The sequence below is a fragment of the Streptomyces sp. NPDC047982 genome (assembly GCF_043204165.1).
In the GTDB taxonomy this organism is placed as follows: domain Bacteria; phylum Actinomycetota; class Actinomycetes; order Streptomycetales; family Streptomycetaceae; genus Streptomyces.
This window is the reverse complement of the sequence record NZ_JBIDBS010000002.1, coordinates 398,831-415,910: the sequence shown is the minus strand read 5'-3', so window position 1 is coordinate 415,910 and position 17,080 is coordinate 398,831. Positions and strand designations below refer to the sequence as shown.

14 protein-coding genes are annotated in these 17,080 nt (G+C 69.8%); 6 read left to right on the top strand and 8 right to left on the bottom strand.

Features of this window, described 5'->3' with window-relative positions; genetic code table 11:
• Positions 1-110: 110 nt before the first annotated feature.
• On the top strand, positions 111-1,061 hold the full coding sequence (locus tag ACGF2V_RS03715; RefSeq protein WP_362704437.1) for a TerD family protein: 951 nt from the start codon (positions 111-113) through the stop codon (positions 1,059-1,061).
• A gap of 96 nt (positions 1,062-1,157) precedes the next feature.
• Here ACGF2V_RS03715 and ACGF2V_RS03710 read toward each other — a convergent pair whose 3' ends face one another.
• The 6 genes from ACGF2V_RS03710 to ACGF2V_RS03685 form a co-directional block, all read right to left on the bottom strand.
• On the bottom strand, positions 1,158-1,892 hold the full coding sequence (locus tag ACGF2V_RS03710) for a Tellurium resistance (RefSeq protein ID WP_362628347.1): 735 nt from the start codon (positions 1,890-1,892) through the stop codon (positions 1,158-1,160).
• 184 nt (positions 1,893-2,076) lie between these two features.
• Positions 2,077-3,222, bottom strand: a complete 1,146-nt coding sequence (locus ACGF2V_RS03705) for a DUF475 domain-containing protein (protein ID WP_362628349.1) — start codon at positions 3,220-3,222, stop codon at positions 2,077-2,079.
• A 71-nt stretch (positions 3,223-3,293) separates the two neighbouring features.
• Positions 3,294-3,869, bottom strand: a complete 576-nt coding sequence (locus ACGF2V_RS03700; RefSeq protein ID WP_362628363.1) for a TerD family protein — start codon at positions 3,867-3,869, stop codon at positions 3,294-3,296.
• 305 nt (positions 3,870-4,174) lie between these two features.
• The gene (locus ACGF2V_RS03695) at positions 4,175-4,750 is read right to left on the bottom strand and encodes a TerD family protein (RefSeq protein WP_362620684.1); all 576 of its coding nucleotides are present in this window, start codon (positions 4,748-4,750) and stop codon (positions 4,175-4,177) included.
• 241 nt (positions 4,751-4,991) lie between these two features.
• Entirely contained in the window at positions 4,992-5,450 is a 459-nt protein-coding gene (locus tag ACGF2V_RS03690) for a peroxiredoxin (RefSeq protein ID WP_362620667.1), read from the bottom strand.
• 381 nt (positions 5,451-5,831) lie between these two features.
• A complete protein-coding gene (locus tag ACGF2V_RS03685) occupies positions 5,832-6,269 on the bottom strand; it encodes a DUF3052 domain-containing protein (protein WP_362620665.1) in 438 nt (145 codons plus the stop codon).
• A gap of 482 nt (positions 6,270-6,751) precedes the next feature.
• Here ACGF2V_RS03685 and aceE point away from each other — a divergent pair, with 482 nt between their 5' ends.
• A complete protein-coding gene (gene aceE / locus ACGF2V_RS03680; RefSeq protein WP_362620663.1) occupies positions 6,752-9,493 on the top strand; it encodes a pyruvate dehydrogenase (acetyl-transferring), homodimeric type in 2,742 nt (913 codons plus the stop codon).
• A 159-nt stretch (positions 9,494-9,652) separates the two neighbouring features.
• Here the strand turns inward: aceE and ACGF2V_RS03675 are convergent, their stop codons facing one another.
• Positions 9,653-10,045, bottom strand: coding sequence for a peptidase inhibitor family I36 protein (locus tag ACGF2V_RS03675; RefSeq protein ID WP_362620661.1), 393 nt, complete (start codon positions 10,043-10,045; stop codon positions 9,653-9,655).
• A gap of 252 nt (positions 10,046-10,297) precedes the next feature.
• Entirely contained in the window at positions 10,298-11,908 is a 1,611-nt protein-coding gene (locus tag ACGF2V_RS03670; RefSeq protein ID WP_362620659.1) for an MFS transporter, read from the bottom strand.
• Between the two features lie 331 nt (positions 11,909-12,239).
• Here ACGF2V_RS03670 and ACGF2V_RS03665 point away from each other — a divergent pair, with 331 nt between their 5' ends.
• The 4 genes from ACGF2V_RS03665 to ACGF2V_RS03650 all read left to right on the top strand — a co-directional run bounded on the left by ACGF2V_RS03665 (position 12,240) and on the right by ACGF2V_RS03650 (position 17,072).
• Positions 12,240-12,899, top strand: a complete 660-nt coding sequence (locus tag ACGF2V_RS03665) for a TetR family transcriptional regulator (RefSeq protein WP_362620682.1) — start codon at positions 12,240-12,242, stop codon at positions 12,897-12,899.
• A gap of 323 nt (positions 12,900-13,222) precedes the next feature.
• Positions 13,223-14,434, top strand: coding sequence for an alpha/beta hydrolase (locus ACGF2V_RS03660; protein ID WP_362704433.1), 1,212 nt, complete (start codon positions 13,223-13,225; stop codon positions 14,432-14,434).
• A 97-nt stretch (positions 14,435-14,531) separates the two neighbouring features.
• The gene (locus ACGF2V_RS03655; protein ID WP_362704431.1) at positions 14,532-15,527 is read left to right on the top strand and encodes a DUF4429 domain-containing protein; all 996 of its coding nucleotides are present in this window, start codon (positions 14,532-14,534) and stop codon (positions 15,525-15,527) included.
• A 144-nt stretch (positions 15,528-15,671) separates the two neighbouring features.
• Positions 15,672-17,072, top strand: coding sequence for a sensor histidine kinase (locus ACGF2V_RS03650; protein ID WP_392910625.1), 1,401 nt, complete (start codon positions 15,672-15,674; stop codon positions 17,070-17,072).
• The last annotated feature ends 8 nt before the right edge of the window (positions 17,073-17,080 follow it).

Sequence of the window (17,080 nt, the reverse complement as noted above, 5' to 3'; positions counted from 1 at the left end):
TTACCGACCACGCGACGTGCGGCGATTCGCCCTGCTACGCGCCGCCTCCGGGAAACCCCGAGCGACCCCCGCGTTGTCCGCGCGGGCAGCCAGAAGGCAGGATGACGGGCATGACGCACGCGATGGTGAAAGGCTCGAACGTCCCTCTGGACGCCATGGCCGTACGGGCCGTGCTGCGCTGGACGCCGGGCACCGGGGTTCCGGATGTGGACGCCTCGGCCCTGCTGCTGGGAGTCGACGGACGCGTGCGCTCGGACGAGGACTTCGTCTTCTACAACCAGCCGCGCCACCCCTCCGGCCTGGTACGACGGCTGCCGAAGCGCAGTGTGCCCGAGGGGCTCACGGACAGTATCGAGGCCGACCTCACCGCGCTCGACCCCTCGGTCGAGCAGGTGATCATCGCCGCGTCCTCCGACGGCGCCGCATTCGCCCAGGTGCGCGATCTGCGCATCCTGCTGTACGACACGGCGGGCACCGGCGAGGAGCCGCTGGCCGTCTTCGACGTACGTCCGGAGACCGGCGAGGAGACGGCGATCATCTGCGGGGAGCTCTACCGGCGCGGCGATGGCTGGAAGTTCCGGGCCGTGGGGCAGGGCTATCCGACCGGGCTGGTCGGCCTGGCGACCGCTTTCGGCATCTCGGTCGACGAGACGGAGCCCGTGGCGGAGCCCGCTCCGTCGCCCTCGGCCTCCGCGGTCACCTCACCGACGCCCCTGCCCACGCCGTCCCCCGCGCCGTCACCCTCCCCGATAGCGGCGTCCCCGCCCGTGGCAGCGCCCGTGCCTGCTCCCGCGTACCCGCCGCCCGTGCCCGCGTTCCCTCCCGCCCCGGCGCCCGGCCCCGACGCGCACGTCACGGTCCAGCACCAGCAGCCCGGATACGGCTACCCGCAGCCCCCGATGGCCCCGCAGCCGGCCGTCCCCCCGCCCGCTTACGGGTACCCGCAGGCGCCCGCGTCCCAGGCCGCCTACGGCTATCCGCAGCCCGCCCCGGCCGCGGCGCCCGCCCCCGACCCGAACTTCGTGCTGCCTCCGCAGGGGCCGCAGTTCGTACGGCAGTAAGTCCGCAGTTCGTACGGCAGTGAGATGGCGCCGGGGCGGCACGCACCCGGCACCAGGACGTCTGTCGTGGACCGACCGCGGCCCGGCGCGCCGTTCTCAGGTCCGGGACTTGTAGCCGCGCCCCCACTGCATACCCCAGCCGTACATGCGGTCCAGCTCCGACTGGAAGCCGTACACGAACTTCACCTCGCGCCGCACGACGAACTCGTCCTTGGAGTTGTCGACCGTGAACACCGCGCAGGAGCGCGCCTCCGGGGCTTGCTCGTCAAGCTCGATCTCGATCTGCGGACCGTTGCCGGGGTAGAGCGTCACCTTGGCGTGCGTGCGGTCGAAGGCCGGTGTCTGGTCGTAGATGTAGACGAAGAACAGCAGCCGCTTGAAGTGCTCGCGCTGGTCGAGATTGATGTAGACGGTCTCGCCCGACGGCGCCCCGAAGCGGTCGTCCCCGCTGAGCCGTATGTACGGCGGTGCGCTCAGGTCGCCGAGGAAGTTGCCCAGCGGCTGGACCACGCCCTTGGTGCCGTCCTTCAGCTCGTACATGCAGCCCAGGTCCAGGTCCACGTTGACCATCCCCTGGGTGTGTGCCTGGACGACATCGGGCTGGAACATCTTCAGGGGCCGCAGCAGCCGGCCGCTCTGCCGAGATCTGCCTTCTATGTCGGACGTGCGCATCCGCCAGGAGAGGTTGACCCGCAGATTGCCGTTCAGCGCGCCGCTCTTGGCCAGCGAGACCGTGGCGTGCCGCTTGCTGAGCACGATCGAACTGGTCAGCGCGTTGCCCGACTCGAACTGCGGCTGCCGTCCCGGCCACAGGTTGTCCAGGAACCCCATCCCCAACCCCCACGTCTCTCGGTTCTCTCGATCGGAAGTGCCCCCGGCCCGATGGCGACGGCCGTCCCAAAGCTCGCACAGCCACCCACATCACCGCGGGGCGGGCCGCCGGGCCGGTTCCGTCTCCGGAGAACCGTCGCCACGCGGACCGCCCCGCTGAGAGCGTTCCTCATTCCCCACCGGGTCACACCCCGGACGCGACTTCCGTCCTGGTTCCCGCCTCGTCGTCCCCGCCCGCGGCCGCCAGCGCCTTGTTGCGCCGGACCGAGGACCAGAAGGACCAACCGATCAGCAGGACACCGACCATGCCGGTGATGAGCTCGTGGATCTGGTACTGGATGGTGATGAGGAGGATGACGGCCAGCGCGCCGATGGCGTAGTGGGCGCCGTGCTCCAGGTAGACGTAGTCGTCGAGGGTGCCCTGCCGCACCAGGTAGACCGTGAGCGAACGGACGTACATGGCGCCGATGCCGAGGCCCAGGGCCATCAGCACGATCTCGTTGGTGATGGCGAAGGCGCCGATGACACCGTCGAACGAGAAGGACGCGTCGAGCACCTCCAGGTAGAGGAACATGAAGAACGCGGCCTTGCCGGAGAGGGCGATCGCGGAGACCTTCTTGCCGCTCTTCCGGGCCTCCTCCTCGGCCTCGTGCTCCCGCTCCTCCTCTTCCTCCAGCCGGTTCTCGAAGTAGCCGGACAGGCCGCCGACGACGAGGTACGTGATCAGACCCGCGACCCCGGCGAGCAGGACGGTCTCCGCCTTGTCGGCGTGCCCGCCGCCGTGCTGGTGCGCGTTGGTCGCGAAGGTCATGGCCGAGATCAGCAGCACGATCAGCGCGATGCAGACCGACAGCATGTCGACCTTGCCCAGCTTGGCGAGCGGGCGCTCGATCCAGCGCAGCCACTGGATGTCACGATCCTCGAAAATGAAGTCGAGGAAGATCATGAGCAGGAACATGCCACCGAATGCGGCGATCGCCGGGTGGGCGTCCGTGACCAGTTCCTGATAGCGCTCGGGCTGGCTGAACGAAAGGTCGACCGCCTCGATGGGACCGATCTTGGCGGTGACGGCCACGATCACGACGGGGAACACCAGTCGCATACCGAAGACCGCGATGAGCACACCGATCGTGAGGAAGATCTTCTGCCAGAAGGCATTCATCTTCTTCAGGATTCCGGCGTTGACCACCGCGTTGTCGAAGGACAGAGAAATCTCCAGGATGGACAGGATCGCCACCACTCCGAAGGCTTCCCACCCCCCGTAGATGGCCGCTGCGGCCAGGCCGAGCGCGGTGACCGCGAACGACCAGCCGAAGGTTTTCAAAAGCACTGACTACCCCATTCGTGTATGTATCGGGTCTCCCCCGGCTTGAACGGGGCTCCCCCGCGCCATGCGCGGCTTTACGAAACGTTGACCCCAAAGTCTAGAGCGATCCCGCGCAACCCCGACGCGTACCCCTGTCCCACGGCGCGGAACTTCCATTCGCCGTTGTACCGGTACAGCTCGCCGAAGATCATCGCGGTTTCCGTCGACGCGTCCTCGGTGAGGTCGTACCGCGCGAGTTCCTGACCGTCCGCCTGGTTGACCACGCGGATAAACGCATTGCTGACCTGGCCGAAGGTCTGCCCCCGACTGTCCGCCTCATGAATGGAGACCGGAAAAATGATCTTGTCGCAGTGCGCCGGGACCTGGGTGAGGTTCACGATGACCGACTCGTCGTCGCCGTCGCCCTCGCCCGTGAGGTTGTCGCCGGTGTGCTCCACGGAGCCGTCGGGGCTCTTGAGGTTGTTGTAGAACACGAACCATTCGTCGCCGAGCACCCGGCCCGACTGGCACAGCAGCGCGCTGGCGTCGAGGTCGAAGTCGGCACCGGTGGTGGAACGCGCGTCCCAGCCGAGCCCGACCAGCACCTGAGTGAGGTTGGGTGCGGCCTTGGAGAGGGAGACATTGCCTCCCTTGGCGAGTGTGACGCCCATGGTGTGGTCCTCCCCGAGTCGATGAGTCATGAAGCCGTCTGTTGCGCAGGGATCGACTGCTGAGCCCGTCCGGCGCCGCACACGGTGTGCGGCGCCGGACGGGCTGTGTGCCTGGGTGGACCGGGTCGCGTCCGACGGACCGACCCGGTCCCGTGCCTGTTCGACCGCCGTCACCTCGGCGTCCGAGCCCTCACCTCGGACGCCGAGAACCCCGGGACCGGACGTCGGCACCCCGGAGTTCGGGGTCCCGGACGACGGGACCCCGATGTCCGGGGCTCGGGTGGCGAGACCCCGGATGCCGGATCTCAGACGTTGACGCCGAAGTCCTGCGCGATGCCGCGCAGCCCCGAGGCGTACCCCTGGCCGATGGCCCGGAACTTCCACTCCGCCCCGTGGCGGTACAGCTCGCCGAAGACCATGGCGGTCTCCGTGGACGCGTCCTCGCTCAGGTCGTAGCGCGCCAGCTCGCTGTTGTCGGCCTGATTGACCACGCGGATGTACGCGTTGCGCACCTGGCCGAAGCTCTGCTGACGGGTCTCGGCCTCGTAGATCGAGACCGGGAAGACGATCTTGTCGACGTCGGCGGGAACGGTGGACAGGTTGACCTTGATGACCTCGTCGTCCCCCTCGCCCTCACCGGTGAGGTTGTCACCGGTGTGCTCGACGGAGCCGTCGGGGCTCTTGAGGTTGTTGAAGAAGACGAAGTTGCCGTCGTTGCTGACCTTGCCCTGGGCGTTCGTCAGCAGGGCGCTGGCGTCGAGGTCGAAGTCACCACCGGTGGTGGTGCGGGCATCCCAGCCCAGACCGACGATCACGGCGGTCAGGTTGGGCGCGGCCTTGGTCAGCGAGACGTTGCCGCCCTTGCTGAGGCTGACTCCCACGAGTCCTCCCATTGGTTTCCTGGGGGCCGGCGGGCGCCGGCGTCTCCACGTTGCTTGGCATCCGATCAACGAGTGGATCCTAGTGACCGGTTCCCGGCCGAAGCATCCTTTTGGCCGGATTGGATCGGATCCACCGGTGGCCGGTCGGATCGGAGGGCTCCGGCTGGATCGGAGGGCTCCGGCTGGATCGGAACGGTCCGGTGGATGGGGCACCCCGGCGGATCCGGGGCGCCCAGGGGGATCAGAGTGCGTCGAGCGCCTTGATGTAGTCGTTGAGGTCACGCGCGTCGGGCAGGGCGTTGACCACGGTCCAGCGCACCACGCCCTCCTTGTCGATGATGAAGGTGCCGCGCACCGCGCAACCCTTCTCCTCGTCGAAGACGCCGTACGCCCGCGAGGTCTCGCCGTGCGGCCAGAAGTCCGAGACCAGCGGGTATTCGAGACCCTCCTGCTCGGCGAAGACCCGCAGGGTGTGGATGGAGTCGTTGGAGACGGCGAGGAGCTGCGTGTCGTCGTTCACGAACTTCGGCAGCTCGTCGCGGAGCGCGCAGAGCTCACCCGTGCAGACGCCGGTGAAGGCGAACGGGTAGAACAGCAGTACGACGTTCTTCTCGCCGCGGAAGTCGGAGAGCTTCACGGTCCGGCCGTGGTTGTCCTTCAGCTCGAAATCCGGGGCCTGGGTGCCGACCTCGATCGCCATGAGACGCGTCCCTTCGCTACGTTCACCGGGCTGGGCTGTCCGGGTGGCCCCAGCCTACGCAGGACCCGTGCCGCCCCGTACGGCACCCGCACGGGGCCGGCGCCCCTCCGGGCGACGTCTACCCCTTCGCACCGCCGCCCGGCACCCACGCTCGCGGCACTGCCGGAGTCGTCCGTATACGCCCCGGGCGGACCGTACGAGCCGCGGCGGCCCCGGCAACCACGCCGACCCGAGCCCCCGGGCGACCACGTCGGCGGCTCGCGCACGGGCGACCGTACGACCGGGGACGACATCGGCGACCCGGGGACCGTACGACGAAGGCCCCCTGCGGCCGCAGCCGGCGGGGGCCTTCGTGACTGACTCGTACGCGTTCAGCGCCTTTCAGCGCCTGCCGCGGGCCGCCTTCGGCGGGACCAGACGGCTGCCCGTCCAGTCCTTGCCCGCGCTGATGCTCTTCGTCTGGGAGAGACCAGCGGTCTGCGCGGCCTCGTTGATGTCGCTCGGTTCGACGTACCCGTCGCGGCCGGTCTTCGGCGTCATCAACCAGACCGTGCCACCGTCCTCGATCAGACCAATGGCATCCACCAGCGCGTCCGTAAGGTCGCCGTCCTCGTCGCGGAACCACAGCAGAACGGCGTCGGCGACGTCGTCGTAGTCCTCGTCGACGAGATCCTGACCGATCGCGGCCTCAATGCCCTCACGGAGCTCCTGCTCGACGTCGTCGTCGTAGCCGATCTCCTGGACCACCTGTCCGGGCTCGAACCCCAGGCGTGCCGCCGGGTTGGTCCGCTCCTCCGCGTGGTCCGCGGTCGCGCTCACGGGTTGCCTCCTGATCATGTTTCGGAAAATGCTTCGGCCACGCGCGTGCGCGAGGCGTTGGCCGTAGTCCACACGGGAGTGGCGGATCGCGCAAGTACCCAGCGTCCGAGACCGCCTAAACGAGGACGTTCCCTGCCACGTCCCCGCGGTGTCGGCGGCCTCCCTGCGGGGCCCCGGCGCCACCGCCCCCATCCTTTACGTCCTTCTACGTCCTTCCACAGCTTATGCCGTTTCGGTCCACCATTCGGACTCGAACAGCCTTTGGGAACGCTTGGACGGCTTGGGCGTATGGTTTCCGTTTGCGCCGACCCGTCCCCGCGCCCTGGACGCGATGTCTCGTGACCACAGGTGTTACCCCTCGGTAGAGATGACGTTTGCGCCCTTGCGGTACACGATGGTGATGGCGTACTGGCACCACACCCCGGGGGCACGTTCTCCCGTGACCGGCCCCGTAGAGCAGCACCGAACAGCGAAGGAACAGCGTGGCTTCCGGATCCGATCGCAACCCGATCATCATTGGCGGCCTGCCGAGCCAGGTCCCGGACTTCGATCCCGAAGAGACTCAGGAGTGGCTCGACTCGCTCGACGCCGCCGTCGACGAGCGAGGCCGTGAACGGGCCCGTTATCTGATGCTCCGGCTCATCGAGCGTGCGCGCGAGAAGCGTGTCGCCGTGCCCGAGATGCGCAGTACGGACTACGTGAACACGATCGCCACGAAGGACGAACCGTTCTTCCCCGGCGACGAGGAGATCGAGCGCAAGATCCTCAACGCGACCCGCTGGAACGCGGCCGTGATGGTGTCGCGCGCCCAGCGCCCGGGCATCGGGGTGGGCGGTCACATCGCCACCTTCGCCTCCTCCGCCTCGCTCTACGACGTGGGCTTCAACCACTTCTTCCGGGGCAAGGACGACGGCCTGGGCGGCGACCAGATCTTCTTCCAGGGCCACGCGTCCCCGGGCATCTACGCCCGCGCCTTCCTGCTCGACCGGCTGAGCGAGGCTCAGCTCGACGCCTTCCGCCAGGAGAAGTCGAAGGCGCCCGACGGGCTGTCCAGCTATCCGCACCCGCGGCTGATGCCGGACTTCTGGGAGTTCCCGACCGTCTCGATGGGCCTCGGCCCGCTCGCCGCGATCTACCAGGCGCGGATGAACCGCTACATGGAGGCGCGCGGCATCGCCGACACCTCGCAGTCGCACGTGTGGGCGTACCTGGGCGACGGCGAGATGGACGAGCCGGAGTCGCTGGGCCAGCTCTCCCTCGCCGCCCGTGAGGGCCTGGACAACCTGACCTTCGTGGTCAACTGCAACCTTCAGCGGCTCGACGGCCCGGTGCGCGGCAACGGCAAGATCATCCAGGAACTGGAGTCGCAGTTCCGCGGCGCCGGATGGAACGTCATCAAGCTGGTCTGGGACCGCTCCTGGGACCCGCTGCTCGCGCAGGACCGCACCGGCATCCTGGTCAACAAGCTGAACACCACGCCGGACGGCCAGTTCCAGACGTACGCCACCGAGTCCGGCGCGTACATCCGCGAGCACTTCTTCGGGGACGACCCGCGGCTGCGCGAGATGGTCAAGGACATGACCGACGACCAGATCCTGCACCTGGGGCGCGGCGGCCACGACCACCGCAAGGTCTACGCGGCGTACGCGGCGGCCAAGGCCCACAAGGGCCAGCCGACGGTGATCCTGGCGCAGACGGTCAAGGGCTGGACGCTGGGGCCGAACTTCGAGGGCCGCAACGCCACCCACCAGATGAAGAAGCTCACGGTCGAGGACCTCAAGCGGTTCCGCGACCGGCTGCACCTCCCGATCAGCGACAAGCAGCTGGACGAGGGCTACCCGCCCTACTACCACCCGGGTCGCGACTCGGACGAGATCCAGTACATGCACGACCGCCGCAAGAGTCTGGGCGGTTACGTCCCGACGCGTGTGGTGCGTGCGAAGCCGCTGGTGCTGCCCGGGGACAAGACGTACGCGACCGCGAAGAAGGGTTCGGGTCAGCAGTCGATCGCCTCGACCATGGCGTTCGTCCGCATCCTGAAGGACCTCATGCGGGACAAGGAGATCGGCAAGCGTTTCGTACTGATCGCACCCGATGAGTACCGCACCTTCGGCATGGACGCCTTCTTCCCGAGCGCGAAGATCTACAACCCGCTGGGGCAGCAGTACGAGTCGGTGGACCGCGATCTGCTGCTCGCGTACAAGGAGTCGCCGCAGGGCCAGATGCTGCACGACGGCATCTCGGAGGCCGGCTGCACGGCGTCGCTGATCGCCGCCGGTTCGGCGTACGCCACGCACGGCGAGCCGCTGATCCCGGTGTACGTCTTCTACTCGATGTTCGGTTTCCAGCGCACCGGCGACCAGTTCTGGCAGATGGCCGACCAGCTCGCACGCGGTTTCGTGCTGGGCGCGACCGCCGGCCGTACGACGCTGACCGGTGAGGGTCTCCAGCACGCCGACGGCCACTCCCAGCTGCTGGCCTCGACCAACCCGGCGTGCGTGGCGTACGACCCGGCGTTCGGCTACGAGATCGCGCACATCGTCAAGGACGGTCTGCGCCGGATGTACGGCGGGACTCCCGAAGAGAACGAGGACATCTTCTACTACCTCACCGTCTACAACGAGCCGATCCAGCACCCGGCCGAGCCGGAGAACGTGGACGTGGAGGGCATCCTCAAGGGCGTCCACCGCTACAAGGCCGCCGAGCGGGGCGAGATCCCGGCCCAGATCCTGGCATCCGGCGTGGCCGTGCCGTGGGCGGTCGAGGCGCAGCGGATCCTCGCCGAGGAGTGGAACGTCCGGGCGGACGTCTGGTCGGCGACCTCCTGGAACGAGCTGCGCCGCGAGGCCGTGGAGGTGGAGCGGTACAACCTGCTGCACCCGGAGGAGGAGCAGCGCGTCCCGTACGTGACGCAGAAGCTTTCCGGCTCCGAGGGGCCGTTCGTGGCGGTCTCGGACTGGATGCGTTCGGTGCCGGACCAGATCGCGCGATGGGTGCCGGGTGCGTACCAGTCGCTGGGCGCGGACGGCTTCGGCTTCGCGGACACGCGTGGCGCGGCCCGCCGGTTCTTCCACATCGACGCGCAGTCGATCGTGCTCGCGGTGCTGACGGAGCTGGCGAAGCAGGGCCGGATCGACCGGTCGCTGCTGAAGACGGCGATGGACCGGTACGACCTGCTGGACGTGACCGCGGCCGACGCGGGCGTGGCCGGCGGCGACGCGTAGGCGCGAGGCACATCCGCCGAGGGCGGACGAGGGGTGGCGCGGACCGGACGGGTCCCCGCCACCCCTCGGCGTGTCGGGCCATATCCCTGAGCCCCGGCGTGTCGGGCCGTATCCCCCGTCGCGGCCCGACACCTTCCGGTTGTGTCCAGCCGTGTCCGGTCAGTTCTCCCATACCTTGAACGCCCGGACCTGGTACGGGGACCGGGGCACCCAGGTACCACCGCCCGGGTAGGTCTCGAACTCCCCGGTCTCGGCACATTCCGCCGACTGGTACGTGGTGACCGGGCGGCCCGTGCGGTTGGCGAGTGCCTGGACCCTGGCGCCCGCCCGGAGCGCGACACAGCTCTCGATGTCGACGGTGGACAGCTCGTGGATCTGCCGGGCTCCGGTGAAGTCCGGCTTCTCCCAGAGGCAGAGCTGGCCGCTGTCGCAGGCCCCGAGCCGAGCGGGCGCGGAGCGGGCAGCGGCCTGCGGACCCGGCGACTGCGCGGCTGCGGCCTGCGGGATCAGGGCGGCAGCGGCGAGCGCGGTGACAAGAGCGGTCGTACGCATCGTGTGTGCCGCTCGCGGCGTGCGTGTTTTACGCGGCGCGTGTCTTGTGCGCATGGAAATCGACCCCCGTGGTCGTGCGAATCGGTTGCACGCACCCTGACCTGCGCGACACTGCCCCGGAAAGGGGCCACGGGACACACCACCCGGATAGGCGACAGCCCCGCCGGAGCGGTCCGACGGGGCTGTTCTACGCGGTGTGTTGACGGCGGCGTGCTGTCGGCGCGCCGGCACGTCGGGGGACGGTGCGGACGGTCAGATGTGGCCCACGCCCGCGCCCGCCTCGGCGTTCTGGCCGCGCTTGGCGAGCGTGGCGACCAGCGCGGCCACCACGGCGACGACGCCGGCGACCGTGAATGCCGTGCTCATGCCCGACACGAACGTGTCATGGGCGACATCGGTGATCTTCTGCGCGATCTCCGGCGGCATGGTGCCGGACACGGGCGGGATGCCGACCTCGACGGCCGCGGACGCCTGGTCCAGTTGCTGCGGGCTGAGCGGCGGAAGCTGTGCGGCCGTCCAGTTGTCGCCCAGGTTCGAGTCGACCTGGGAGGCCATGACCGCGCCCAGCACCGCCGTGCCGAGGCTGCCGCCGACCTGCATGGCGGACTGCTGGAGACCACCGGCGACACCGGACAGCTCCATCGGTGCGTTGCCCACGATGACCTCGGTGGCGCCCACCATCACCGGGGCGAGGCCGAGACCGAGCAGACCGAACCAGATCGACATGGTCAGGGTGCCGGTGCCGACCTCCAGGCGGGACATCCCGAACATGGCGATCGCCGTGAACACCATGCCGCCGACCAGCGGAACCCGCGGGCCGAACTTGGTGATCATCGCGCCCGCGACCGGGGAAGCGACGATCATCATGCCGGTCAGCGGCAGCAGGTGCAGACCACTGTCGACGGGGCTCAGGCCGTGCACGTTCTGGAGGTAGAACGTGACGAAGAACAGCCCGCCCATGAAGGCGAAGGCCATCAGCACCATCAGGACCGTGCCCGCGGTCAGCGGCAGCGACCGGAACATCGTCAGCGGGATCAGCGGCTCCCTGACGTTCTTCTGGGAGAGGGCGAAGACCACGAACAGGACCACGGCGCCGCCCAGGAAGCCGAGCGTCTTGTAGTCGCCCCAGCCCCACTCGGCGCCCTTGATGAGCGCCCAGATCAGGCAGAACATCGCCTGCGACAGCAGCACGATGCCGCCGATGTCGAACGAGCGCGGCGCGTTCTCGGCGCGGTGGTCCTTGAGGATCACCAGGCCCAGCAGGAGCGCTATCACCCCGACGGGCACGTTGATGAAGAAGACGGACTGCCAGTTGACGTGCTCGACGAGCACGCCGCCGAGGATCGGACCGCCCGCGGTCGAGGCGCCGATCACCATGCCCCAGATGCCGATCGCCATGTTCAGCTTCTCGGCCGGGAAGGTGGCGCGCAGCAGGCCGAGCGCGGCGGGCATCAACAGGGCGCCGAAGAGACCCTGGAGCACGCGGAACACGATCACCAGGGCGACGCTGTCGGAGAGTCCGATGGCACCCGACGCCGCGGCGAAGCCCACGACACCGATCAGGAAGGTCTGGCGGTGGCCGAACCGGTCACCGAGCTTGCCCGCGGTGATGAGGGACACCGCGAGGGCCAGCATGTAGCCGTTGGTGATCCACTGGACGTCGGCGAGCGAGGCTTTCAGGTCGTGCTGGATGGCCGGGTTGGCGATCGCGACGATCGTGCCGTCGAGCGCGACCATCATCACGCCGATGGCCACGGAGAAGAGCGTCAGCCAGGGGTGGCCGCGCAGCCCCTTGGCAGGTGCGGGCACAGCCGTGTTCTGCGGCTCCCGCGACGCTTTTTCGACGGTGGTCTGACTAGTCATACCGGGGACTCTAGTGTCAGTGTCTGACAGTTGACGAACCATTTCACTAGCGTGTAACTGTCACGTAGCTCACAGGTACGCTGAGCTGGCCAAAGGCAGAAGAAAGAGGACCACTTCAGTGACCGAGGGGCAGCGGGCGGCGCGCCCGGCCGGGCCGCACGAGAGTCCGGTGCACGGGCCGGGGGGCGGTCCGGCGGCGGCCGGGCCGCGCGAGCACCCGGCCGAAGGAGCGGACCGTCCGGCCGAACGGGGCGGGGCTCCGGGCGGACCGGACCGGACCAGGACCGAGCGTGACCGGACTCCGGTCGCACGGGGCGAGCGCCCGCCCGGGCTGCGTGAACGGAAGAAGCGCCGCACCCGGGACGCCCTGCTGCACGCCGCCCTCGACCTCTTCACCACGCAGGGGTACGAGCAGACCACCGTCGACGAGATCGTCGACGCCGTGGAGGTCTCCCAACGCACCTTCTTCCGCTACTTCGCCAGCAAGGAGGAGGTCGCCTTCGCCATCCAGGAGATGGTGGAGTCCCACTTCCTCTCGGAACTGCGCCGGCGCCCCGCGTCGGAGGCGCCGTTCGAAGCCATACGCCGCGCGGTCCTCTGCGCCTGGAACAGCCTCGGTGACACGATCGACGCGATCATCACGGTCGAACTCCACATGCGCACGTACCGGATGATCGAGTCGACACCGTCGCTGCTCGCCGCCCACCTGCGGCGCAGCATCGACCTGGAGAACCAGGTAGCGCTGCTGATCGCCGAGCGCGAGGGCCTCGACGTGGAGAAGGACCCCCGGCCCAGGGTCGCCGTCGCGGCGTTCTGCGGGGTGATGCGGGTGACGGGCCAGCTCTGGTGCCGCGGAAGGGACGCCAGCATGGAGTCGCTGCGCGTGCTGACCGAGCGGTACCTGGACCAGCTCGGTCCGGCGCTGGCGGGGAACTGGCGGTCGGGTACGGAAACGGAAGCGGGAGCCGGGACCGGCCGCGCGTCCGGCTGACGGCATGCGTGTACGGAGTCCGGGCGCCGACACCGTCCACGCTCCCGCCGACGCCATGAGCTCCCTCCCGATGTCCCGCACGTCTTGATGTGCCGCATGTCTCGATGCGTCGTACGTTTCGGCACACCGCACGACCGACCTCACAACGGCCCCCCGACAGCGGCGTGCGACGCCCCGGAGCCGCTTCCCCGGCTCCTCGCGCACCTCAGCGTGCGTACCGCACCAACACAGCGTGAAACAGCGGGACTTGAATTCCCGACAGCCGGGTGATGTGTGTCACCCTGCACGCGGGTGTCGTGGCGCGTCTCCTAGTGTGGGCCGGAGTGACTTCCTTCGACTCCTCTCCCACCCTCGCCGCGTGGCGCGCGCTGCTCGCCGTCGCGGTGGTGTTCGTGATGCTGGCGACCACGGGCTGGACCGCCGTGCGCCACCAGAGCCCCGACGAGCCCCGCGCGGTCGCGCTCGCCGCCTGGGCGCGGGGTCGGCTCGCGGGGCACCCGCTGCCGGACGCCGACGCGCCACCGCGCCGCATGGCCCGGTTCTTCGCCACGCTCAGGGCCGAGCAGCGCACCGCCCTCGCCGACAGATACCCGCTGGTGGTGGGCAATCTGAACGGAGCCCCGGTCGCCCTGCGCTACCGCGCCAACCGGCGGGCCCTGGCGGACGCGCGAGCGGTCGAGCAGAAGCGCGCGCACGACGTCCGGCTCTCCCCCGACGGCCGGGCCGAGGCGCTGCGCCGACTGGACCGCTTCCGGTCGATGCTCGCGGACGGCCGGCACATCCTCGCCTTCGACCCGTCCGGAAAGGGGCGTGCCGCGGAGGTGTTCGGCGATCTCGACCGGGCCGAACGGATCTCCGTGGTCGTCCCCGGCGTCGACACCACGGTGCTGACCCTGGAACGGCCCGCGCCCAAGGGGAACACCGCCCCGGTCGGCATGGCGAAGTCGCTGTACGCGGCGGAACGCGCCGCCCGGCCCGGCATCCGTACCGCCGTCATCGCCTGGGCCGACTACACCGCGCCCGCCGGTATCGGCGTGGACGCGGCTCTGGGCAACCTCGCCGCACGCGGTGCCGTGCGTCTGAAGGCGCTGGTGGACGGGCTGCCCGGCGGCGCCCCCGTCTCGCTGTTCTGCCACAGCTACGGCTCGGTGCTGTGCGGCGTCGCGGCGCACGAACTGCCCGCCAGGGTCGCGGACATCGCGGTCGCGGGCAGCCCCGGCATGCGTGTGGAGCGCGCCGATCAATTGCGTACCGGGGCCAGGGTGTGGGCGACGCGGGACCGCGGCGACTGGATCGAGGACGTCCCGAACCTGGAGTTCGGCGGGCTCGGTCACGGAGCCGACCCGGTCGAACCCGCGTTCGGCGCACGCGTCGTCGCGGCCGGCGACGCACTCGGGCACAGCGGCTATTTCGAGCCGGGCACCGAGAGCCTGGGCAACTTCGCGGCCATCGGTGTGGGCGCCTACGGTTCGGTGAGCTGTGCGACTTCCGACCGCGCCTGTCGTGCCGGCGTCGCCCACGACAGCACGGCCTGACCGGGATCCGATCGGGTGCATCGCACCGTATCCGGTCACATATCGGGGCTTGCTCCAGGGGGGACGTGAAGGGCAAGTGCCGCATACGATGAGGCACATGGGTGATGTGCTGGCCGGAATTCATGCCACCTGGGAGTTCGACCACGACTCCGTGCTCATCCGCTTCGAACGGGGGATCCGCACACCGAAGCTCTTCCAGAGCCTGCGTGAGCGCCGTGTACCGCACGCGGCTCTGTCTTCGGTGACGCTGGCCCCCGGCAAGCGGGGCACGGTGGTCCTGCGCGCGGTGCCGAGACCGGGCGCCGACCCGCTGCTGGAGGCCGCCGCCGGGCAGCTGAAGGACAGCCACGACCCGTACCGGCTGGTGCTCCCCGCCGAGCGCGAGACGCTCGCCGAGTACTACGCGGACGAGTTGCGCGCCCGGCTCGGCCCGGACGCCTCGGAGCCCGCCGACCGATTCCTGGTCGCCGCCCCCGAGGCTCCGATGCAGTTCAAGGCGTACGACGGCCGGGCCGGCTTCGACGGCGAGCGGGTGTACTTCCGCTGGTTCTGGACGGGTGCCTCCACGGCGAAGTGGAAGGCCGGCGACCAGACGTTCCCGGTGGCGGAGCTGAGCGGCGTCGAGTGGCGTTCGCCGGACGTCTTCGACGGATATCTGCGGCTGCTGCCGCGCGGCGCGAAGGGCGCGGTCGCGGCGTCCGGCCCCGCCATGGGCGCCCCCATGGGTGCGGCCACGTCCGCGTGCACGGACACCGAGCCGGTGGCCGATCCCGGTCCGTGCACGGCGCCGGGCGGTGCCCTGCCGACGGCCGCCGCCGGTCCCACCCGCGCCGATCAGGACCCGGCCGCGGTGGTGTTCGGGCTCGGCTACGGTCCGGTGCACGAGTCGTTGCCGTTCGCCGCGGCAGTGCTGGACTCCGTGCGCAGAACGCAGCCCGCGCACACCCCGGGCCCCGTCCTGGTCGGCGCGGGGCGGCGCGACCCCGCGGACATCGCGGAGCGGATCCGCCATCTCGGGGAGCTGCATCAGGCGGGGTTGGTGACGGACGACGAGTTCAGCGCGAAGAAGGCCCAACTGCTCTCGGAGCTCTAGCGGTTGGGTGGCCGGTCTCCTGTTGTGGCGGGGCGCGGAGGCGTGGCCCGGCTCGTCATGTCCTGCTCCGTCCGTCGCTCTCCGCGCCTCCCGCCCCGTCATACCCTCGTACGAGACGGGGCGGCCGCGGATCGAAACCCGGGTATGACGCCATCGGGCGGGTCCGCTGCCTACGCTGATGCGGCCATGACCATTCCCCCGCCGCACGTCGAATCCGAAGCGCGACACGACCTGTCCGAGGGCCCGCGCATCGCGTCCGAAGCGCCGCCCACCGTCGACGGCCTGGTGCGTGCCGCGCGCCGCACTCTGCGCCGGGTCGCCCACGATCTCGGCCACCCCTCCCCTCCCTCGGCGCCCGCCCCGCCGAACGCTCCCCGGCGCTGGCAGCGGCTGCTTGCGCACGCGGCCGTCCTCGTCCTCTTCGCGATCTTCTTCCCGGTCACCATCGGGGTCCTGACCAACCAGTACAGGTTGGACGGGGGGATCGCGGGGTTCCTGGCCGTCACCCAGGCGACACCGCTCCTGATGCTGGCGCACCGGCCCTTGCAGGCATGGTGGATCATCCTCCCCGCCGATGTCCTGGGCGCACTGGTCCTGCTCGGGTACCCGCCCGCCTCGTACGACGTGTGGCCGTGGGCCCCGCCCGCCCTGCTCGGCCATCTCTTCCTGCTGCTGGCGGTGGCCCTGCGCGAACCCCTGCAGACCGCGGTCGCGGTCTGGACGGTGACGGCGACGGCGAGCCTGGCCCTGCATCTGGTCGACCCGGCGCGCAGCAACGGCAGCGCGGTGCTGCTTCCCGTCCTGGGCGCGGTGTTCGCGGTGATCGGTGCGGTGGTACGGGAGCGGGGCGTCGCGCGGCGACGTCTGGTCGAGCAGGAGATCATCAGCGAGGCGGAGCGCGCGCGGCGGACCCTGCTGGAGGAACGCGCCCGGATCGCCCGCGAGTTGCACGACGTGGTCGCGCACCACATGTCCGTGATCACGGTCCAGGCCGACTCCGCGCCCTACCGCGTCCAGGGGCTGTCCGAGGAGGCGCGCGAGGAGTTCGGCGCGATCGCGGCGAGCGCGCGGGAGTCTTTGACGGAGATGCGGCGGCTGCTGGCGGTGCTGCGCAGTGACGGCACGGACGGCGAGCGGGCGCCGCAGCCGGGGCTCGACCGGGTGCAGCAACTGGTCGAGGCGACGGTACGGGCAGGGCTTTGGGCCGAACTGTCGCTGGCCGCGGACCTGCCGGACCTGCCGCAGGCGGTGGATCTGTCGGCGTACCGGATCGTGCAGGAGTCCTTGGCCAATGTGGTGCGGCACGCGCCCGGGGCACGGACCCGGGTGTCGGTCACGTCCGACGACGGGCACCTGACCGTCCTGGTGGTCAACGGCCCTGCGGCGCAGGCGGGTTCACCGCTGGAGACCAACTGCACCGGGCACGGGCTGGTCGGCATGCGCGAACGCGTACGGTTGACCGGCGGCACGCTGGACACCGGTCCGCTGCCCGACGGCGGTTATCGGGTAGCCGCCCGCCTGCCGTTGAAGCACTCGGTGAGCTGACGCCCACC

Excerpts from the sequence above, each read along its gene's own strand:
- ACGF2V_RS03715 (WP_362704437.1), top strand. The coding sequence starts at position 111 with ATGACGCACGCGATGGTGAAAGGCTCGAACGTCCCTCTGGACGCCATG.
- ACGF2V_RS03710 (WP_362628347.1), bottom strand. The coding sequence starts at position 1,892 with ATGGGGTTCCTGGACAACCTGTGGCCGGGACGGCAGCCGCAGTTCGAG.
- ACGF2V_RS03700 (WP_362628363.1), bottom strand. The coding sequence starts at position 3,869 with ATGGGCGTCACACTCGCCAAGGGAGGCAATGTCTCCCTCTCCAAGGCC.
- ACGF2V_RS03690 (WP_362620667.1), bottom strand. The coding sequence starts at position 5,450 with ATGGCGATCGAGGTCGGCACCCAGGCCCCGGATTTCGAGCTGAAGGAC.
- ACGF2V_RS03675 (WP_362620661.1), bottom strand. The coding sequence starts at position 10,045 with ATGCGTACGACCGCTCTTGTCACCGCGCTCGCCGCTGCCGCCCTGATC.
- ACGF2V_RS03670 (WP_362620659.1), bottom strand. The coding sequence starts at position 11,908 with ATGACTAGTCAGACCACCGTCGAAAAAGCGTCGCGGGAGCCGCAGAAC.
- ACGF2V_RS03655 (WP_362704431.1), top strand. The coding sequence starts at position 14,532 with ATGGGTGATGTGCTGGCCGGAATTCATGCCACCTGGGAGTTCGACCAC.
- ACGF2V_RS03650 (WP_392910625.1), top strand. The coding sequence starts at position 15,672 with ATGACGCCATCGGGCGGGTCCGCTGCCTACGCTGATGCGGCCATGACC.